At 65.7% G+C, this 19,996-nt stretch carries 20 protein-coding genes and 2 tRNA genes; 8 read left to right on the forward strand and 14 right to left on the reverse strand.

Annotated features, from left to right (window positions below; translation table 11 throughout):
• The first annotated feature begins 142 nt into the window (after positions 1-142).
• Genes AB0M22_RS10335 through AB0M22_RS10345 form a run of 3 tightly spaced genes read left to right on the forward strand, consistent with a single transcriptional unit; the run spans position 143 to position 1,091 of the window.
• Complete coding sequence (locus tag AB0M22_RS10335; protein ID WP_364723370.1) at positions 143-598, forward strand: MerR family transcriptional regulator; 456 nt, start codon at positions 143-145, stop codon at positions 596-598.
• Positions 595-771, forward strand: a complete 177-nt coding sequence (locus AB0M22_RS10340; RefSeq protein ID WP_364723372.1) for a hypothetical protein — start codon at positions 595-597, stop codon at positions 769-771. Before AB0M22_RS10335 ends, AB0M22_RS10340 begins: the two co-directional genes overlap by 4 nt.
• Positions 772-800: 29 nt before the next feature.
• Positions 801-1,091 (forward strand): putative quinol monooxygenase, encoded by a 291-nt coding sequence (locus AB0M22_RS10345; protein WP_364723375.1) that lies wholly within the window; start codon positions 801-803, stop codon positions 1,089-1,091.
• A gap of 55 nt (positions 1,092-1,146) precedes the next feature.
• Here the strand turns inward: AB0M22_RS10345 and AB0M22_RS10350 are convergent, their stop codons facing one another.
• Positions 1,147-1,317, reverse strand: coding sequence for a hypothetical protein (locus tag AB0M22_RS10350; RefSeq protein ID WP_364723377.1), 171 nt, complete (start codon positions 1,315-1,317; stop codon positions 1,147-1,149).
• A 173-nt stretch (positions 1,318-1,490) separates the two neighbouring features.
• Between AB0M22_RS10350 and AB0M22_RS10355 the strand changes: the two genes are divergently transcribed.
• Positions 1,491-2,285, forward strand: a complete 795-nt coding sequence (locus tag AB0M22_RS10355; RefSeq protein WP_364723380.1) for a GNAT family N-acetyltransferase — start codon at positions 1,491-1,493, stop codon at positions 2,283-2,285.
• Complete coding sequence (locus AB0M22_RS10360) at positions 2,282-3,268, forward strand: pirin family protein (protein WP_364723382.1); 987 nt, start codon at positions 2,282-2,284, stop codon at positions 3,266-3,268. The genes AB0M22_RS10355 and AB0M22_RS10360 overlap by 4 nt, the downstream gene beginning before the upstream one ends.
• 12 nt (positions 3,269-3,280) lie before the next feature.
• Here AB0M22_RS10360 and AB0M22_RS10365 read toward each other — a convergent pair whose 3' ends face one another.
• Positions 3,281-3,652: a VOC family protein gene (locus AB0M22_RS10365; RefSeq protein WP_364723385.1), complete on the reverse strand. Its 372-nt coding sequence runs from the start codon at positions 3,650-3,652 to the stop codon at positions 3,281-3,283.
• A gap of 84 nt (positions 3,653-3,736) precedes the next feature.
• Here AB0M22_RS10365 and AB0M22_RS10370 point away from each other — a divergent pair, with 84 nt between their 5' ends.
• Both AB0M22_RS10370 and AB0M22_RS10375 read left to right on the forward strand, forming a co-directional pair.
• Positions 3,737-4,210 (forward strand): MarR family winged helix-turn-helix transcriptional regulator, encoded by a 474-nt coding sequence (locus tag AB0M22_RS10370; protein ID WP_364723387.1) that lies wholly within the window; start codon positions 3,737-3,739, stop codon positions 4,208-4,210.
• Between the two features lie 101 nt (positions 4,211-4,311).
• The gene (locus AB0M22_RS10375; protein ID WP_364723390.1) at positions 4,312-4,944 is read left to right on the forward strand and encodes a hypothetical protein; all 633 of its coding nucleotides are present in this window, start codon (positions 4,312-4,314) and stop codon (positions 4,942-4,944) included.
• An 80-nt stretch (positions 4,945-5,024) separates the two neighbouring features.
• On the opposite strand, the gene AB0M22_RS10380 is transcribed toward AB0M22_RS10375, so the two are convergent.
• A complete protein-coding gene (locus AB0M22_RS10380; RefSeq protein WP_364723392.1) occupies positions 5,025-5,897 on the reverse strand; it encodes a helix-turn-helix transcriptional regulator in 873 nt (290 codons plus the stop codon).
• Between the two features lie 100 nt (positions 5,898-5,997).
• Here AB0M22_RS10380 and AB0M22_RS10385 point away from each other — a divergent pair, with 100 nt between their 5' ends.
• Complete coding sequence (locus tag AB0M22_RS10385) at positions 5,998-7,008, forward strand: aldo/keto reductase (RefSeq protein ID WP_364723394.1); 1,011 nt, start codon at positions 5,998-6,000, stop codon at positions 7,006-7,008.
• Positions 7,009-7,042: 34 nt separating this feature from the next.
• Here AB0M22_RS10385 and AB0M22_RS10390 read toward each other — a convergent pair whose 3' ends face one another.
• The 11 genes from AB0M22_RS10390 to AB0M22_RS10440 all read right to left on the reverse strand — a co-directional run bounded on the left by AB0M22_RS10390 (position 7,043) and on the right by AB0M22_RS10440 (position 19,855).
• Positions 7,043-7,510 carry a DUF4442 domain-containing protein gene (locus tag AB0M22_RS10390; protein ID WP_364723397.1) on the reverse strand — a complete coding sequence of 156 codons (468 nt, stop codon included), beginning with the start codon at positions 7,508-7,510 and terminating at the stop codon, positions 7,043-7,045.
• A 67-nt stretch (positions 7,511-7,577) separates the two neighbouring features.
• Positions 7,578-7,653 (reverse strand) — tRNA-Glu (locus tag AB0M22_RS10395).
• Between the two features lie 11 nt (positions 7,654-7,664).
• Positions 7,665-7,740 (reverse strand) — tRNA-Glu (locus AB0M22_RS10400).
• Between the two features lie 259 nt (positions 7,741-7,999).
• On the reverse strand, positions 8,000-9,064 hold the full coding sequence (locus AB0M22_RS10405) for a glycerophosphodiester phosphodiesterase family protein (RefSeq protein WP_364723399.1): 1,065 nt from the start codon (positions 9,062-9,064) through the stop codon (positions 8,000-8,002).
• A 52-nt stretch (positions 9,065-9,116) separates the two neighbouring features.
• The gene (locus AB0M22_RS10410) at positions 9,117-10,088 is read right to left on the reverse strand and encodes a zinc-binding dehydrogenase (protein WP_364723401.1); all 972 of its coding nucleotides are present in this window, start codon (positions 10,086-10,088) and stop codon (positions 9,117-9,119) included.
• A gap of 52 nt (positions 10,089-10,140) precedes the next feature.
• Complete coding sequence (locus AB0M22_RS10415) at positions 10,141-10,284, reverse strand: hypothetical protein (RefSeq protein WP_364723403.1); 144 nt, start codon at positions 10,282-10,284, stop codon at positions 10,141-10,143.
• A 9-nt stretch (positions 10,285-10,293) separates the two neighbouring features.
• Entirely contained in the window at positions 10,294-11,328 is a 1,035-nt protein-coding gene (locus AB0M22_RS10420) for an alpha/beta fold hydrolase (protein WP_364723406.1), read from the reverse strand.
• 256 nt (positions 11,329-11,584) lie between these two features.
• A complete protein-coding gene (locus tag AB0M22_RS10425; RefSeq protein WP_364723408.1) occupies positions 11,585-11,869 on the reverse strand; it encodes a hypothetical protein in 285 nt (94 codons plus the stop codon).
• Positions 11,856-12,125, reverse strand: a complete 270-nt coding sequence (locus tag AB0M22_RS10430; protein ID WP_364723411.1) for a hypothetical protein — start codon at positions 12,123-12,125, stop codon at positions 11,856-11,858. Before AB0M22_RS10430 ends, AB0M22_RS10425 begins: the two co-directional genes overlap by 14 nt.
• 164 nt (positions 12,126-12,289) lie before the next feature.
• Entirely contained in the window at positions 12,290-16,243 is a 3,954-nt protein-coding gene (locus tag AB0M22_RS10435) for a DNA-directed RNA polymerase subunit beta' (protein WP_364723413.1), read from the reverse strand.
• A 105-nt stretch (positions 16,244-16,348) separates the two neighbouring features.
• A complete protein-coding gene (locus AB0M22_RS10440) occupies positions 16,349-19,855 on the reverse strand; it encodes a DNA-directed RNA polymerase subunit beta (RefSeq protein WP_150399745.1) in 3,507 nt (1,168 codons plus the stop codon).
• Positions 19,856-19,996 lie beyond the last annotated feature (141 nt).

Below are 19,996 nucleotides of genomic sequence, written 5' to 3' on the forward strand. Positions count from 1 at the left end.
CCACCCCTGGTCAGCTCCCAGTGTCCCACGCAAGGTACACAGTCAGCCGGAACCCGACCACCGTTTTTGCGTACATTGGACTTGCTTGGAGTGCACTCCAGGTGGGTAGCGTCGTCGGTGTTCTACGGGAAGGGCGAGTGTCGTGGGTGAAGCCGCATTGAACGAGCGGGGCGGGGAGTGGGAGCAGCCTCGGTATTCGATCGGCGAGGTGTCCGAACGGTCGGGGCTGAGCCGGGACACGCTGCGCTGGTATGAGCGGATCGGGCTGATGGATTACATCGGTCGCGATCACGCGGGCAAGCGCCGGTTCAGCAATCGCGATCTGGAGTGGCTCGCGCTGATCGGGCGGCTGCGGACCACGGGGATGTCGGTGGCGGACATGGTCCGCTATGCCGAGCTGGTGCGCGAGGGGGAATCGACGTTCCCCGAGCGGCTGGAGATGTTCCGCAAAACCCGCGCCGAGGTGCTCGCCAAGATCGATGAACTGCAGCAGACCGTGGCCGTCTTGGACTACAAGATCGATATCTACGAGGGCAAGGCACAGCTCGCCCGGCCGGCCACGATCACCGTGCGAGACAGCGAAGGAATCACGGTATGAGCGAAACTTTGCCGACCACCACACCCCGCAGCAGGACTCGGCTCGCCGAGAATGTCGCGGCCGCGCGCATCGAGCTGACCACCGACGAACTGGCCACGCTGGAGCCGATCGCCGATCAGGTCGCCGGAAACCGTTCCGCGGACCTGTCGTTCGTCTCCGCAGGCCGGGAATAGCAAGCACCACAACAGATCAGGAGTTCACCGTGTCTACGCTGACGCTCAATGTCCGTTTCACCGCCAAGCCCGGCCACGAGGCCGAGCTGCGCGAGGTGTTGCAGGACATGATCGAGCCGACCCTCGCCGAGAGCGGCTGCCTCGGTTACGAGCTGTACCTGCACCCGACCGATCCGAGCCGGGTGGTACTGCTCGAGGAATGGGTCGACGCCGAGGCCTTGGCGGCGCACTTCGAGACCCCGCATCTGAAGCAGTGCGCGGCCGCCCTGGACCAGATCCTGGTCGAGCCGTTCAACCTGCGGCGCTTCGCCGAGATCTAGGCACGAACACGCGGCCCCGGCGACCCGAGTTCCGGATCGCCGGGGCCGCGGCATTTCAGTGGAAGGTGCGCCCGCCGAGCGAGGCGCTGATGATGGCCGGCGGCGTCCAGCCGACCATGAGATTCGCGCGCTCCTGCGGGGTGAGATCCTGCCTGGCCCAGAGGCGGTGCGCGCTGCGGCGGCAGGCGGCGACCAAGGTGGGTGCGGTGCGGTTGCGGAACCTCATGACGTTTTCTCCTTCGATGGACCTCCATATTTGTCCCGCGCGCACGCCCGCGACAGCGGTCGCGGACGATCTCTACGAGTTCTGTATGCCGGTGTAAATGGACTCGGACCCCGGTCCGTTTGAACCGGACCCCAGCGGATGCCTGACCGCCCGGGCTACTACCATCCAATGGAGTGAAGCCCGATGTCCCGCACGATCGCGTCTGGATCGACAAACAGACCCCCGCCGCGTTCCGCGCCCTCATCCGGGTCGCGAACGAAGTACACGCCGCAGCCGCCGAGGCCGGCCTGGACCGCAAGCTCATCGAGCTGATCAACCTGCGGGTTTCCCAGATCAACGGCTGCGCCTTCTGCCTGGACACACACCAGCGCGCCGCGCTCGCCGCCGGGAACACCGAACAGGAAATCGCGGTGCTGCCCGCGTGGCGGCGCACCGAGCTGTATTCACCGCTGGAGCAGGCCGCGCTCGGGCTGGCCGAGGTCACCGCGGTTGTTCCGGACGAGCACACGCTGGAGCGTGAGTACGCGCTCGCCCGCAAAGTTCTGACCGACGATCAGCTCTCGGTCGTCGTCTGGGCCGCCACCACGATCGGCGCGTTCAATCGCGTGTCGATCCTCAGCAGACATCCGGTACGCGCATCGAAGGAGAAGTCGACCATGACTACACCCGCCTCGGAATCCAAGGTTGTCCGCAACGACGAGAAGCACCGCTACGAGGTGTTCTACGGCGGCGACCTCGCCGGGTTCGCCGAGTACGAGGAGCGCGACGACGAGACGGTGTTCACCCACACCGAGATCGACGGCGCGTTCTCCGGCAAGGGGCTCGGCAGCACGCTGGCCAAGCACGCCGTCGAGGACGCGGTCGAGCGCAAGCGGGCGATCCGGCCGCTGTGCCCGTTCATCCGGGCCTACCTGGACAAGCACCCGCAGTACGACGCGCATGTCATCGGTAAGGGTATTACTCGGTGAGCGACCTCGATCCGCATCCGGCGGAGGCGTTGTGCGAACCCGCGGCCGGTCCGGGTCCGGTCGCGGAGCTCTATCCGTCGCGCGAGGTGCCGCTCGGCGGTGTGCGCGGCGTGTTCGTGGAACGCGTACTGCCGCAACGGGATCTGCCGACCGTCGGGGCGTGGTGCTTCCTCGATCACTTCGGCTCGCCGACGGTCACCGATACCGGGGCGTCGCCGGATATCGATCCGCATCCGCATATCGGCCTGCAGACGGTGACCTGGCCGTTCGACGGGCGGATCCGGCATCGCGACTCGGTGGGCTCCGATGTGGAGATCGAGCCGGGGCAGCTGAACCTGATGACCTCGGGGCGCGGCATCGCGCATTCCGAATACGGTGTCGCGGGCGCGCACACAGGACACGGCTTGCAGTTGTGGATCGCCTTGCCCGGCAACCAGACCGGGATCGATCCGCACTTCGAGCAGCATCGTGAGCTGCCGGTCTATCAGGCACCGGGCATCCGTGCGATCGTGCTGATCGGCGCGCTGGCCGGAATCACTTCTCCGGCAACCGCGTACACGCCGATCATCGGCGCGGACGTGCGGCTGGAGCCGGGCGCGGCCACCCTTCCGCTGGAACGCGGGTTCGAGCACGCGCTGATGGTGATCGAGGGCGAGGTGACGGTCGACGGCACGCCGCTGACCGCAGGCCCGCTGCTCTATCTCGGCACCGATCGCGACGAGATCTCGCTGAGCAGCACGGCCGGAGCGCATTTCGCGTTGATCGGCGGCGAGCCGTTCGGCGAGGAACTGGTGATGTGGTGGAACTTCGTCGGCCGCAGCCACGAAGAGATCGTGGCGGCCCGAAACGATTGGGAGAACCACGATCTCGGCCGCTTCGCCGACATCGCCGGCCATCCGCCCGAGCAGCGCATCCCGGCTCCGCCGCTGCCCGGCCTGCATCTCAAGCCGCGTAAGCGCCGGATCGGTCCGGCCAGAACCTGATTCGGACGCGGACTATGGGATCGCGGTGAACAGCTCGTAGCTGTGGCCGTCGGGCGCGTGGACGTAGACGCCCCGGCCGCCACCCAGATGATTGACGGCCCGGTCCCAACCGTGTTGCGGACCGGAGCCGTAGTCGACCGCGGGCCACCGGCTCAGCCGTTCGAGTACCGCGTCGAGGGTCTCGTCGTCGACGAGGAATCCGTAGTGGCCCGGTTCGACCCGGCCGCGGTCATCGAAGTCGAGGGTGAGGTCGGCATTGACCCGCACCGGCGCGAAGGGGCCGCTCGGCGCGCCCACGGTGAGCCCGAGCAATTCGGCGAAAAACGTTGCGGCGGCGTGCCGGTCCGTCGCGGGCACGATCGTGTGATTCAAGACGATGGTCATCACTGCCTCCTTGATGCATGCGATACGCACACAAATATACATGCGTATCGCATGTGATTACTAGGGGCGAGTTAGGCTGACACCATGAGCAGACGGGCGACCGCCAGGCCTGGAACCGCCGCCGCCGACGGCGGACCGGCGCTGTTTCGGCTGGTTCGATTCTGGTCGCGGCGGTGGATCAACCGGACGTCGGCGGATCTGCCCGACGAGCTACGGCATGCTCAGCACGTCCAGGTGGTCGAGGCGGTGGCGGCGACCGTCGAGCAGGACGCCGAGGCCACCATCACCTCGGTGTCGCATCAACTGGGGCTGGATCATTCGGGGGCGAGCCGGATGGTGCGCGACGCCACCGCGGCCGGCTTTCTCTCCCGCGCGGAATCCGAACACGACCGGCGCCGAACGGCATTGGCGCTGACCGCCAGCGGCGAGCGCCTGCTCACCGAGGCCCGCGACTGGCAGCGCCAGGTATTCACCGAGCTGACCGCCGACTGGGACGACCTCGATCGGCAGCGATTCGCCGGATATCTGCGTCGATTGAGTAACGAACTCGAGCTTTGAGCCGAGTTCTCTTGCGCCCGAACGGCAAGCCGTACTCGTCCGCGCCTGATACTGTCGCCGACGAACACACTGCGCAGGGGCAGCGCTACCGAAAGAACACGATGAGCTTTTCCAGAATCACCGCGACCGCACTGCTGGCCTTGGTGGCCACCGTCATCGGCACGAGTGCGACGCACGCGGATCCCGCCACCACGACACCCGACACCGCACTCGACGTGCACGGGTCCTTCGCCGAAATCGCCTACCAGGTCGCCGCATCCGAGGATCGGCGCGCCGCGGTGACGACAATCCAGGACGGCCGCTTCGAACTGATCCACGACGGCCGGGTCGTCACGCTGACCGATCGAGACGGCAGCGTCGTGGCCGCCCTGCCGATGGCATTGCGCGTCGGCGACAAGCGAGTGGCGCTGAATCCGGTCATCGAGGAGGCCGGTCACCGGCTCACCCTCGTGCCCGATCACATGTCGCAGGCGCCGCTGCGCGACGTGAGCAGCCAGGAACGCTTCTTCGCCGAGGTCGAGAAGGCCATGCCGATCGTGTTGGCGGGCGCGGGAATCGGCGCCGCGATCGGTTTCGTGCTCGGGTTCCCGCTCGGGCTCTTCGTCATCGACTTCATCACGGTGCCGATCACCACGGTGCTGGGCGCGGCGATCGGTGCAGCAGCCGGACTCGCGATGGCCGGCGGTCAGCCGGCGATCGACGCGGCGCTCGATTACGTCTCCGGCGCACCCTGATCCGGAAGCGGACGGGCGTCCGCTATCCACGAGGCCGACTATGCGATCGATGGTAGCGCGATCAAGACCGCCCGACCGAGTCAGGGGCGGCGTGCGTGATCGTCGATTTCGCTGGAGGAGTCCAAGGCCTGAGTTCCGATGACGCGCAACAGATCCAGCTTTTCGGCGGCGTCCGTGCCCGGCTGCGGCAGGTAGACGAGCAGGCGCTGGGCGGCGTTGGGGGTGAGCAGCGTTTCGCAGATCGTGTCGATCAGGCCGACCTGGGGATGCTGGATTCGCTTGGTGTCCGAAAGGCGCACCGCCACTACGTGTTCGTCCCAGAGCACGTCGAATTCCGTACTGACCGAACGCAGTTTCGCGATGAATTCGGTGACATCCGCATCGCCTGCGCGTCGCGCGGCGGTGGCCCGCAGATCGGCGACGTGCTTGCGGCCCAGGCGATCCCAGTCCTCCTCGGGGAAGGACGCGCGAGACCCGATGTCGGTGAACCAGCGATAGGCGTAGAAGCGCTCCCAGCCGCGCCGGTTGGCGAGGTCGCCGAGTAGCAGGGTGTGCATGCGGTTCTGCACCAGCACCTCACCGAGGTCGGTGATCACGGTGGCGGCGGTGTCGTCCAGCTTGGCCAGCAGGTGCATCAGGCCGGGGCCGACGTGCTTGTCGGACAGCTCGCGGACCGGCGCCGCGTGGTCGCACAGGTGGTAGAGGTGGTCACGTTCGTCGCTGCTGAAGCGCAGGGCGCGGGCCAGCGACGCGAGCACCTGGGTGGACGGCCGCGGACCGCGGGACTGCTCCAACCGGGTGTAGTAGTCCGTGGACATGCCCGCAAGCAACGCCACCTCGTCCCGGCGCAGGCCGGGAGTGCGCCGCCGGACACCGGGTGGCAAACCCACGTCGGCCGGCGTCAGCTGCTCCCGGCGGCGACGGAGGAAGTCGGCGAGCTCGGTTCGGTCCATGCCTCTACTGTCCCCCGGATCAGGCCGCTGAGCCAGGGATCGGCAATCCCCCGATAACCGATCTCTGCCGGATCCGCCGCCGGAGGTTCAGGCTGGTCCTATGACGACATCGAAGATCTCCACAGTTCAGCTCGGTAAGACCGGGCCGGACGTCGGCCGGATCGGGCTCGGCGCGATGGGCATGTCCGGCATGTACGGCGCGGCGGACGACGCCGAATCCACGGCCACCATCCACGCGGCGCTCGATTCCGGTGCGAACCTGATCGACACCGGCGATTTCTACGGCGCCGGGCACAACGAGCTACTGATCGGCAAAGCGATCGCCGAGCGGGCGCGCGAGGATGTGGTGCTCAGCGTGAAGTTCGGTGCGCTGCGCGGACCCGGCGGCGCCTGGGGTGGCGTGGACAACCGGCCCGAGGCACTGCGCAACTTCCTCGTCTACAGCATGCAGCGGCTCGGGGTCGACTACGTCGATGTCTACCGGCCGGCTCGGCTCGATCCGAACGTCCCGATCGAGGACACCGTCGGCGCGATCGCCGAGCTGATCGAGGCGGGGTATGTCCGGCACGTCGGGCTGTCCGAGGTCGGCGCGGACACCATCCGGCGGGCCGCGGCGGTGCATCCGATCGCCGATCTGCAGATCGAGTACTCGCTGATCTCGCGCGGCGTCGAGGCCGAGATTCTGCCGCTGTGCCGGGAGCTCGGGATCGGTATCACCGCCTACGGCGTGCTGTCCCGCGGACTGCTCAGCAGCTCGGTGCAGGCGGGAACCACGTTCGCCGCCAATGATTTCCGTGCGCACAGTCCGCGCTTCCAAGGCGAGAACCTCAGCCAGAACCTGAAGCTGGTCGACGCGCTGGCCGAAATCGCTGCGGGCAAGGATGTTTCGGTCGCTCAGCTGGCTATCGCGTGGGTACTGACGCGTGGCGCGGACATCGTGCCGATCATCGGCGCCCGGCGGCGCGAGCGGTGGGCCGAAGCCGCAGGCGCGCTGGATGTCTCGCTGACCGCGGACGAGTTGGCCACCATCGAGGCGGCGGTCCCCAGCGATCGGATCGCCGGTGCGCGGTATGCGGCGGCGCAGATGGCGATGCTCGACAGCGAGCGCTGAGTGGTGGGTGCGCTCGGTTTTCGAGCGCACCCCGCTACCTGCGCGGACGGATGACCGCGGTGAATGTCGCTGCGGCGACCGACTTTCCGGTGTTGTCGGTGATGTTCACCGGGACTTCCAGTTCGATCGGTGTCCGTGCCGCGATGTCCGCCCGCACCTGTTGAAGGACGGTGCCGGACAGCTCGGAGGTCGCAAGGTACGGTCCCGCATCGCCTTTGGCGCGCGCCCGGTATTCGATCCGCCCGTCCCTGGCCACGATGAAGGTCTCCGCCATCAGGTCGACGATGCCCGAGACGGATGCGCCCATCGCGGCGGTTTCGGCCAGGCCGAACAGCACCGCCGCGTGCAGGTCACCGTTGTGATTCAGATGCTCGGCCCGTGGCGCCATCCGCACCACGTTGCGGCCCGCGTCGAACTCGACGCCCTCGATCCCGGTGTACTGGATGAACCCCAGCTTCTGGAACCCTGCCATCACCAATTCGCCCATGGCCGCTGTGTCCACTGCATCTCCCACCGAATAACTGAAACGTGTTCTATTTTCATACCGTGCGGGGTGCGGGTTGTCCAGGTGGTGACCTCGGCGGGAATCGAACCCGCGTAGCCGTGATCGAGAGTCACGGTGCCCTACCAGCAGAGCACGAGGCCTGGAAATTGCGTGACGCAGATCGGAATCGAACCGACGTGGCTCCTGAATGAAAGTCAGGGTGCCCATGCCAACAGAGCAACTGCGCCTGGATCAGGAGCGGAATGAAAAAAGGGCGCCCCGTGGAGATTTCCCGGATGCGGCCCGTATGGTTCGGCGTTACGCCTTACTCATGAATCGGGACGTTCATCCGTCGACCGGTAACCGGATTCCTCGGCCGTCGCGAATTCACGCTGCGTCAGCGATGATTCGAGGTGGCTGAACATGTCCGTTACCTTTCGTCGTTCTCGATGAGTCGACGGTAACACCGGCTTCCGATCGTGGAAACCGATTATTTCCGGGCCGCGATCAGGGCCGGTGATAGGCCTTCGGCAGCTCGTAGCGGCGTTCGGCGAGGATGGTGCGCAACAGGTCTGGGCGGTTGGTGATGAGGCCGTCTACGCCGAGGTCCAGTAGCGCCATCATGGTGGGCCGGTCGTCGACGGTCCATGGCACTACTCGGATGCCGTGCTGGTGGGCGGCCTCTACCAGGGCGCTGGTCGTGAACGGCTGGTAGCCGGGATCTTCGACGCTGCCGCCCTGCGGGTCGCCGTGCACCGGCGATACCGCATCGGCGCCGAAAGATGCTGCCGCGCTGACGAATTTCTCTTGCAGCGAGCCGGAGAAGTCATCGATGTCGATGCCGCCCAACCACGGAGAGGCACCGGGCCGGCCCGCCTGTAGGAATTGCTGCCCGTTGGTCAATGCGACGAGCGGCAATTCCGGTGCCACCTCACGCATGCGCATCAGCGAACCCCAGTCGAAACTTTGGATGGTGACTTGGTTTTCGAGGTGTGCACGCCGTACTTCCGCGGCGATCACTTGCACGAACTGTTCGCGCGGCGCGGTTTGTTCCGGTGCTCCCGCTTCGACCTTGGACTCGACATTCAGCATGACGTCATCGGCCCGATAGGCGTGCACGAGGTCGAAAACCTCGGACAGTAACGGCATTCGAGCACCCGGTACCGTGCGCTGCTCCGGAAAGGCGGCCAATCGCTTCGAGCCGCAATCGATGGTGCGTACCTGCGCCAACGTCAGATCTCGAATGAACCTGGTACCCGGCACATAAGGGAACTCGGGATCGCCGAGGAAGGCAGGCAGCGTGTCGACGCACTTCTCCGGATTCGGATCACGGTCATGGGTCACCACCGCGTACCCGTCCTCGGTGATCTGCACGTCCAGTTCCAGCGTGCGGACGCCGAGCTCCAGGGCATTTGCGAAGGCGGGCAGCGTGTTCTCCACCACGAGCGCTGCCCCACCGCGATGCGCCTGGAGATCGAAGGGTGCCGGCGGGCCGTCCGCCGACGCCGCACCCACGTTCAGGACACCGGCCAGCAGGATCGACGCGACGCCCACCGCATACGTTCGACGCATGCCTCCATTGTGACCGCCGACGCCGACGTCGCGATGACGCTTGGATGAACCCCTACGGAACCAGTACGACCTTGCCGGTCGTCGCACGGTGCTCGAGCGCGGCGTGCGCGTGTGCCGCTTGGTCGAGCGGGAACGGCTGGACGGTCGGCACCATAGTTCCCTCGGCGGCTGCGGCCAGGGCGCGGGACTCCTCGCCGCGCACCTCGCGCGGCTTGCTCAGCATGAGAGACAGCGCGTCGATCACCGTAATGCCCTGTTCCCGAAGCTTTTTCGCGTCCGGTTGGAAACCCTCGCGCGACGCGTTCCCGTAGGTGACGTACCGCCCGCCCTCGGCGAGCAAACCCAGTGCGGCCCGGCCCTTTTCGCCCATGACGCCGTCGAGTACGACCGTCACCGGGCGGTCGCCGAACGCCCGCCGGACCTGATCGGTCCAGCCGGGTTCGTTGTAGTCGACGGCGAGGTCCGCGCCGAGCGCATCGACCGCGGCGACTTTGGCCGGTCCGCCGGCCGCGCCGATGACCCGGGCGCCGATGCTGCGGGCGTGCTGGACGATCAGTCGACCGATACCGCCCGCAGCCGAATTCACCAGGATCACGTCGTCGGCGGTCGGATTCGCGATGTCGAGCACTTCGACGGTGGTGGTGCCGGTGACAATCATGGCGACCGCCGTCGCGTAGTCCAATTCTGCTGGAATCCGGTGCAGTGTGGGCAATTCCGCGATCGCCAGTTCGGCATATCCGCCGGAGTTGCCGCTCGGTGTCACGACGGCGACCCCGATCCACGACGGATCGACCTCCGGGCCGACGGAATCGATGATCCCGGCGACCTCGCCGCCGAAGATCGCCGGAAGCTCCGGCAGCGGCGGGCCGATCGGCAGACCCGCGCGCATCGCCGTTTCGATCAGGTGCACGCCGGCGGCCTTGACGGTGATGCGCACCTGTCCCGGCCCCGGGACCGGATCCGGAACCGTCTCGTATCGCAGGTTTTCCGCGGGGCCAAATGTATGCAGGACTACGGCGCGCACAGCGTCTCCTCTGGTCAGAGCTCGATCAACCTTCGAGGATCAGCCTGCAACCTCAATGACGGTTGATGTCAATCTGCTCGTCCAGGGGTGGCCTGGTGCGCTCCTCGCCGCGGTCGCGTAGGTCGTCCCAGGCCGCGAGCACGACGATGCCGATGAGTAGCAGTGCGCCGAGCGCGACTGCGAGTGTGTAATGCACGGCCCGGAATCAGGCCAGGCCACCGGGTTTACCTAGTAGCTCGGTTAGAGCGGTATCGATGAACTTGGTGTCTTCCGGGTTTTTGCCGTGGCCGGCGAAGTGGCCCCAGATGCCGGGGATGACCCGGAGTTCGGCGCCGGGGATGTGCGAGACCGCCCAGGCCTCGTCTTCCGGCGGGAAGTAGAGGTCCTTTTCGGCGGGCAGGACCAGGGTGGTGGCCTTGATCGAGGCGAGGGCGGCCTCGGTGTCGCCGTCGAAGCCGGGGGTGCGGCCGACGTCGGCGTTCTGCCAGGTCCAGAGCATGGTGAGCAGGTTGTTCGGGTCGCGGTCGTCGAGGAAGAAGCCCTCCCAGAAGCCGATGAGGAAGTCCTCGAGCGAGGTGTAGCCGAGCTTCTCGTAATCCTTCTCCCAATAGAAGGCTTGGGAGTAGCCCCAGCCTGCGTAAACCCTTGCCAGAGCACGCAATCCGATGGTCGGCCAGTTCTCGCCGTACCAGCCGCCGGCGAACGCGGAGTCGGCGGTCAGCGCGGCCTTCACGCCTTCCAGAAAGACCTTGTTGTGCACGCTCGTTCGGGACGAGCCGCAGAACGGGGCGATCCGTTCGACCATCTCCGGATGGCTCACCGCCCACTGATAGGTCTGGCCGGCGCCCATCGACCAGCCGGTGACCAGCGCGAGCCGCTCGATGCCGAAAAGCTCTGTCACCAAACGGTATTGCGCGGCCACCTGGTCGTAGACGGTGATGTCAGGGAAGCGCGCGCGATCGTAGGGTTGCAGGGTGTTGCTCGGCGAGCTGGACAGGCCGTTGCCGAGCATGTTCGGCACGATGATGAAATACTCGGCCGGATCCAGCGCCATGCCCGCGCCGATCAACCACTCGTTGTCCCAATGTCGCCCCGAGTACCACGTCGGATAGACGATCGCATTGCTCTTGTCGGCATTGAGCTCGCCGTACGTGGCATACGCCAGGAAGGCGCCACGCAAGGTGGCGCCCCGCTGCGTGGTGAAGTCACCGAGATCGAAGATCTGGTGGTGCTCGGGCATGAAGCGACTCGCTTTCGCAACGGGCGGAACGGGATTCGGCAGGCCGCAGCCGCGCTCACGCACCACCCACCAACCAAACCCCTTCAATTGAAAATATTCTGACAGAAAATATTCCCCCAAAAGTAAATTTCCCATCACTCTTTCGCCACTCCAGCCGATCGGCTGCCCCGCCATCGCCGCCGCCAACAGCAACCAGAGATGCCCCCACCCAGCCCGGTGCCCGGCCGGGCAATGGGCGTACTCGTTCCTCAGCCGATCAGAGCGCGTCGATCACAATCACCAGGACAAGCACCTGAATCAGCAATGGACCGGTCTCGATCAGGTTGTAGAAGATGGTGACCCCGCCGACATCCCATTCGTAGGCATCCGGAATCTCATCGCCGCCCGCGCGAAAGGGCTTGGCACCCTTGGCCAGAGGCATCGGGTCATCCAGCAATTCCAGCAGGGCGAGGCGGACTTTGACCCGAAGGTGTTCCGGGAGTTCCTGTATCTGATGCTCCGCACGAGGAGCTACCTCTATGAGAACCCTACGGCCGGTCAAAGAGGTCTTCTCGCTGCAGATCCTCCCGGGTCAACGTGCGAAAAGACGCGGGATCGGCGGCGTACTGCGCCATCCCCTCATGGAACTGAGCCGCGATCAGACTCCGGCTCTCCTGCTCCCGCAGACGACGAAGCTCCTCGCGTTCGGCCTTGAGCTGCTGGTACTCGCTCAAGCTCACGATCACCTCGACGACACCGTCCGGGCCCGTGATCACGCGGTGCGGGTCACCGGCAGGTAGAGGGCTCGCGGGAGGCATGGACCAATGATATGTGATTCACAACGACAGCGGTTTGGCTACGGTGGGCGGGTCTGGGTCGAGGGGGGTGTTGACGGCCTGGTGGGATTGATTGGGCGGTAGATAACGCAAACGGCCCCCGCTCCGTGGGGAGCGGGGGCCGGATGGTGTTGCGCGGTACCGGGTTAGCGGTAGTCGCTGAAACCGTAGTCGTCGAGCGGGACTGCGGCGCCGGTGGTTTGGCCGAAGCTGTCCGGGCTGTAGTAGGTGTCGTCGTAGGACGGCACCGCGTACGCGGCGGCACGGGCTTCTTCGGTCGGCTGCACCGTGATGTTGCGGTAGCGGTTGATACCGGTACCGGCCGGGATCAGCTTGCCGATGATCACGTTCTCCTTGAGGCCGATGAGCTTGTCGGAGCGGCAGTTGATCGCCGCGTCCGTCAGGACTCGAGTGGTCTCTTGGAAGGACGCCGCCGACAGCCACGAATCCGTCGCGAGCGACGCCTTCGTGATACCCATCAGCACCGGGCGACCCGCCGCGGGCTCATTGCCCTCGGCGACGACGCGACGGTTGGAGGCCTCGAACTCGGACCGCTCGGTGAGCGAACCGGGCAGGAACTCCGTGGCACCGGAATCGATGATCGTCACGCGACGCAGCATCTGGCGCACGATGACCTCGATGTGCTTGTCGTGGATCGACACACCCTGCGAGCGGTAGACCTCCTGGACCTCGTGGACCAGGTGGATCTGCACCTGACGGGGACCCATGATGCGCAGCACCTCGTGCGGATCCGCCGCGCCTTCCAGCAGCTGCTGGCCGACCTCGACGTGGTCACCGTCGGAGAGCAGACGCTCGGTGCCGTCGTCGTGCTTGAAGACACGCAGACGCTGACGCTTCGAGAGCTTGTCGTAGACAACCTCTTCACCACCGTCATCCGGGATGATGGTGATCTTGTAGAAGCGGTCGTCGTCTTCCATCCGCACGCGACCACTGACCTCGGCGATCGGAGCCTTGCCCTTCGGCACGCGGGCCTCGAACAGCTCCTGCACCCGCGGCAGACCGCCGGTGATGTCATCGCCCGCGACACCACCCTGGTGGAAGGTACGCATGGTCAGCTGGGTACCGGGCTCACCGATGGACTGCGCGGCGACGATGCCGACGGCCTCACCGATGTCGACCAGCTTGCCGGTGGCCATCGAACGGCCGTAGCAGGTGGCGCAGACACCGGTGCCGGTGGTGCAGGTCAGCACGGAGCGGACCCGAACCTCGGTGATGCCTGCCCCGAGCAGCGCGTCGATCGCCGGGTCGCCGAGGTCGGCGCCCTTACCGATGACGAGGTTGCCCTTGGCATCCACCGCGTCCGAAGCGAGCGTGCGAGCGTACGCGGAGGTTTCCACGTGCGCGTCGCGGATGAGCGAGCCATCCGCCTGCTTGTCGGCGATGTGCACGATGATGCCGCGCTCGGTGGCGCAATCGTGCTCGCGCACGATCACGTCCTGCGAGACGTCCACCAGACGACGGGTCAGGTAACCCGAGTCGGCGGTACGCAGCGCGGTATCGGCCAGACCCTTACGCGCACCGTGGGTGTTGATGAAGTACTCGAGCACGGTCAGGCCCTCACGGAACGAGGACTTGATCGGGCGCGGGATGAACTCACCCTTCGGGTTCGTCACCAGACCCTTCATACCGGCGAGGGTACGAGTCTGGGTGAAGTTACCCGTGGCGCCCGACTCGACGATCGTGATGATCGGGTTGTCCGGCGGGTAGTGCGCACGCAGCGCCGTACCGACCTCTTCGGTCGCTTCCTGCCAGATCTTGACCAGGGCGTTGTTGCGCTCCTGGTGATCGAGCGCACCACGCTGGTACTTCTTCTCGATCTGATCGGCAAGCGCCTCGTAGCGCTCCATGATCTCGGTCTTCTCCGGCGGCACGAGCACGTCGGACATGGAGACCGTCACGCCGGAACGGGTGGCCCAGTAGAAGCCCGCGTCCTTCAGCTTGTCGACGGTCTGCGCGACCACGATCATCGGGTAGCGCTCGGCCAGATCGTTGATGATCGTCGCCTGACGCTTCTTCGGCATCTGCTCGTTGATGAAGGCGTAGTCCGCCGGGAGCAGCTCGTTGAACAGCACGCGACCGAGGGTGGTCTCGGCCAGCCACGCGTCGCCGCGGTTCCAGCCCTCCGGGAACAGCTTCGCCTCGATGTCCTTCGGCGGGCGCTGGTGGATGAGCCGGACCTTGATCAGCGAACGCACGGTGAGCTCACCGCGGTCCACCGCCATCTGCGCCTCGGCGGGCGAGGAGTAGACGGCGAACTCGGCCTTGTCCTTGCCTGCGGCCTTGTACTCGCCCTTCGCGCCCTCTTCGAGGCGGGTCAGGTAGTACAGGCCGGTCACCATGTCCAGACGCGGCATGGCGAGCGGTCGGCCGGAGGCCGGCGACAGGATGTTGTTCGAGGACAGCATCAGGATGCGGGCCTCGGCCTGCGCCTCCGCGGACAGCGGAAGGTGCACGGCCATCTGGTCACCGTCGAAGTCGGCGTTGAACGCTTCACAGACGAGCGGGTGCAGCTGGATCGCCTTACCCTCGACGAGCTGCGGCTCGAACGCCTGGATGCCGAGGCGGTGCAGGGTGGGCGCGCGGTTCAGCAGCACCGGGTGCTCGGCGATGACCTCTTCGAGGACATCCCACACCTGGGGACGCTGACGCTCGACCATCCGCTTGGCGGACTTGATGTTCTGCGCGTGGTTCAGGTCGACCAGACGCTTCATCACGAACGGCTTGAACAGCTCCAGCGCCATCAGCTTGGGCAGACCGCACTGGTGCAGCTTGAGCTGCGGGCCGACCACGATGACCGAACGGCCCGAGTAGTCGACGCGCTTGCCGAGCAGGTTCTGACGGAACCGGCCCTGCTTGCCCTTGAGCAGATCGCTCAGCGACTTCAGCGGGCGGTTACCCGGTCCGGTGACCGGACGGCCACGACGGCCGTTGTCGAACAGCGCGTCGACGGACTCCTGCAGCATCCGCTTCTCGTTGTTGACGATGATCTCGGGCGCGCCGAGATCGATCAGTCGCTTGAGGCGGTTGTTGCGGTTGATCACGCGGCGGTACAGGTCGTTCAGGTCGGAGGTGGCGAAGCGGCCACCGTCGAGCTGAACCATCGGGCGCAGCTCCGGCGGGATCACCGGAACGGCGTCGAGCACCATGCCCATCGGCGAGTTGCCGTTGGTCTGGAAGGCCGCGACGACCTTGAGCCGCTTGAGCGCGCGCAGCTTCTTCTGGCCCTTACCGCTGCGGATGGTCTCCCGCAGGTTCTCGGCCTCGGCGTCGATGTCGAAGTTCTCCATCAGCTTCTGGATGGACTCCGCACCCATGGCGCCGGTGAAGTACTCGCCGTAGCGGTCGATCAGCTCGCGGTAGAGCACCTCATCGACGATGAGCTGCTTGGGCGCCAGCTTGGTGAAGGTGGTCCAGATCTCGTCGAGCCGGTCCAGCTCACGCTGGGACCGATCGCGCAGCTGACGCATCTCGCGCTCGCCGCCGTCCTTGACCTTGCGGCGGACGTCGGACTTGGCACCCTCGGCCTCGAGCTCGGCCAGGTCGGCCTCGAGCTTCTGGGCGCGGGCCTCGAGGTCGGCGTCGCGCTGATCGGCGACCGCCTTCTTCTCGACCTCCATCTCGGCCTCGAGCGTGCTGAGCTCGTTGTGGCGCAGCTCGTCGTCGACCGCGACGATCACGTAGGCGGCGAAGTAGATGATCTTTTCCAGATCCTTCGGCGCCAGGTCGAGCAGGTACCCGAGGCGCGAAGGCACGCCCTTGAAGTACCAGATGTGGGTGACGGGTGCGGCCAGCTCGATGTGGCCCATCCGCTCACGACGCACCTTGGCGCGAGTCACCTCGACGCCACAGCGCTCACAGATGATGCCCTTGAACCGGACACGCTTGTACTTGCCGCAGTAGCACTCCCAGTCCCGGGTGGGACCGAAGATCTTCTCGCAGAAGAGCCCGTCCTTCTCCGGCTTGAGCGTGCGGTAGTTGATGGTCTCCGGCTTTTTCACCTCGCCGAAGGACCACTGGCGGATGTCGTCCGCGGTGGCCAGGCCGATCCGGAGTTCATCGAAGAAGTTGACGTCTAGCACGTAACTTCCTTTCCCCTATTCGGGTCGAATTCGAGCAAAAAGTTCACTAGTTGGTGGAACGCGGGGCCGGATGTCGTTGGAAGACAACGACATCCGGCCGACCGCCTAGTTCGCCAGATCGTCGACGGTGGCTGCTTCGTTCCTGGACAGGTTGATGCCCAGGTTCGCCGCAGCGCGCTCCAGATCCTCGTCGTCGCCATCGCGCATCTCGATCGCGGCGCCGTCCGAAGACAGCACCTCGACGTTGAGGCACAGCGACTGGAGTTCCTTGAGGAGCACCTTGAACGACTCCGGAATGCCCGGCTCCGGAATGTTCTCGCCCTTGACGATCGCCTCGTAAACCTTGACGCGACCGACGACATCGTCGGACTTGATCGTCAGCAGCTCCTGCAGCGTGTACGCCGCGCCGTAGGCCTGCATGGCCCAGCACTCCATTTCACCGAAGCGCTGGCCACCGAACTGGGCCTTACCGCCGAGCGGCTGCTGGGTGATCATCGAGTACGGACCGGTCGAACGGGCGTGGATCTTGTCGTCGACCAAGTGGTGCAGCTTCAGGATGTACATGTAGCCGACCGCGACCGGGTATGGGAACGGCTCGCCGGAGCGGCCGTCGAGCAGCGTCGCCTTGCCGTTGTCGTCGACCATGCGCTCACCGTCACGGTTCGGCAGGGTCGAGGCGAGCAGACCGGTCAGCTCCTCCTCGCGGGCGCCGTCGAACACCGGGGTGGCGATGTTCGAGTCGGACGGTGCCGCCAGCATCTCCTCCGGCAGCGCCTTCGCCCAGTCGGGACGGGAACCGTCCGCGCCTACGCCGACATCCCAGCCCGCCTTGCCGATCCACCCGAGGTGGGTCTCCAAGATCTGGCCGATGTTCATACGACGCGGCACACCGTGGGTGTTCAGGATGATGTCGACCGGGGTGCCGTCCGGCATGAACGGCATGTCCTCGGTCGGCAGGATCTTGCCGATAACACCCTTGTTGCCGTGGCGACCGGCGAGCTTGTCGCCGTCCTGGATCTTGCGCTTCTGCGCCACGTACACGCGCACCAGCTCGTTCACCCCGGGAGGCAGATCGTCGTCGTCTTCGCGCGAGAACACGCGAATGCCGATGACCTTGCCGGACTCACCGTGCGGCACCTTCAGCGAGGTGTCGCGCACTTCGCGCGCCTTCTCCCCGAAGATCGCGCGCAGCAAGCGCTCTTCCGGGGTCAGCTCGGTCTCGCCCTTCGGGGTGACCTTGCCGACCAGGATGTCGCCGTCGCGCACCTCGGCGCCGATCCGCACGATGCCACGCTCGTCGAGGTCGGCGAGGACCTCGTCGGAGACGTTCGGGATGTCCCGGGTGATCTCCTCGGCACCGAGCTTGGTGTCGCGGGCGTCGATCTCGTGCTCTTCGATGTGGATCGAGGTGAGAACGTCCTCTTCCACGAGGCGCTGCGACAGGATGATCGCGTCCTCGTAGTTGTGGCCTTCCCACGGCATGATCGCGACGAGCAGGTTCTTGCCCAGCGCCATCTCACCGTTCTCGGTGCACGGACCGTCGGCCAGCACCTGGCCGACCTCGACCCGCTGGCTCTCGTCCACGATCGGCCGCTGGTTCGCGCAGGTGCCCTGGTTGGAGCGGGCGAACTTGCGCATCCGGTAGCTCTTGCGGGTGCCGTCGTCGGCCATCACGGTGACGTAGTCGGCAGAGACCTCTTCGACCACGCCGGCCTTCTCGTTCACCACGACATCGCCGGCGTCGACGGCTGCGCGCAGCTCCATGCCGGTGCCCACGACGGGGGCCTCGGAACGGATCAGCGGCACGGCCTGACGCTGCATGTTCGCACCCATGAGGGCACGGTTGGCATCGTCGTGCTCGAGGAACGGGATCATGGCCGTCGCGACCGACACCATCTGGCGCGGCGAGACATCCATGTAGTCGACCTCGTCGGCGGCGACGAGCTCGTTCTCCTCGTTGCCCCGGCGGCAGAGCACCCGGTCCTCGAGGAAGCGACCGTCGGCGTCGACCGGCGAGTTGGCCTGCGCACGAACGTGGCGGTCCTCTTCGTCGGCGGTGAGGTACTTGACCTCATCGGTGACTCGACCGTCGACCACCTTGCGGTACGGCGTCTCGATGAAGCCGAACGGGTTGACCCGCGCGTACACCGACAGCGAACCGATCAGGCCGATGTTCGGGCCTTCCGGGGTCTCGATCGGGCACATGCGGCCGTAGTGCGAGGTGTGCACGTCGCGGACTTCCAGACCGGCGCGCTCACGGGACAGACCACCCGGGCCGAGCGCCGACAGGCGGCGCTTGTGGGTCAGACCCGACAGCGGGTTGTTCTGGTCCATGAACTGCGACAGCTGCGAAGTTCCGAAGAACTCCTTGATCGCGGCGACCACCGGGCGGATGTTGATCAGGGTCTGCGGCGTGATCGCCTCGACGTCCTGAGTCGTCATCCGCTCGCGGACCACGCGCTCCATCCGGGACAGGCCGACCCGGATCTGGTTCTGGATCAGCTCGCCGACGGTGCGCAGGCGACGGTTACCGAAGTGGTCGATGTCGTCGACGTCGACCGGGACCTCTTCGCCGCCGGGCGCGGTCATCACCCGGTCGCCCGCGTGCAGGCGCACCAGGTACTCGATCGTGGAGACGATGTCTTCCTTGGTGAGCACCGATCCGGTGACCTGCTCGCCGAGGTGGATGCCCAGCTTCTTGTTGATCTTGTAGCGACCGACGCGCGCCAGGTCGTAGCGCTTCTCCTTGAAGAACAGGTTCTCCAGCAGGGTCTGCGCGGACTCCTTGGTCGGCGGCTCGCCCGGACGCAACTTGCGGTAGATGTCCAGCAGCGCCTCGTCCTGACCGGCGGTGTTGTCCTTCTCCAGGGTCGACATCATGATCTCGGAGAAGCCGAAACGCTCGACGATCTCCTCGTTCGTCCAACCGAGCGCCTTCAGCAGCACGGTGACCGGCTGGCGACGCTTGCGATCGATGCGGACACCAACGGTGTCGCGCTTATCGATGTCGAACTCCAGCCACGCGCCACGCGACGGAATGACGCGCACGCTGTGCAGGTCCTTCTCGGTGGTCTTGTCGACGGAGTGGTCGAAGTAGACACCCGGCGAACGAACCAGCTGCGAGACGACGACGCGCTCGGTGCCGTTGATGATGAACGTGCCCTTGTCGGTCATCATCGGGAAATCTCCCATGAAGACCGTCTGGCTCTTGATCTCACCGGTGTTGTTGTTGATGAACTCCGCGGTGACGAACAACGGCGCCGCGTAGGTCATGTCCTTGTCTTTGCACTCGTCGATGGAGGCCTTGACCTCTTCGAACCGAGGGTCAGAGAAAGACAGGGACATCGAGCCGGAGAAGTCCTCGATCGGCGAAAGCTCCTCGAGCACCTCCTCGAGTCCCCCGACTAGCCCGACATCGCCGCGAAGGGCGACCTTTTCACGCCATGACGGCGAACCGATCAACCATGCAAATGAGTCCGTCTGTAGATCGAGAAGTCCGGGCACCTCCAAGGGTTCACGGATCTTCGCGAAAGACACCCGCAATGGGGCTCCGGGGATTCCGGCAACTGCCTTGGTCTGGGTGGAGACTGCCAAGATGCGTCCTTCCAGCACCTCACGCGCGCCGCGTGGTGGTCCGCGACCGTCGCTTGTCTGCTACGAATTCCGCTGGTTACAACCCGAACGAAACCCGAACAGGCAACAACGGAAGTAACACCGGAAGGTGGAACTTACGTGTGCAAATCGAGGTATGGA

Origin of the sequence: Nocardia sp. NPDC051756 (assembly GCF_040681495.1) — a bacterium.
Lineage (GTDB): Bacteria > Actinomycetota > Actinomycetes > Mycobacteriales > Mycobacteriaceae > Nocardia.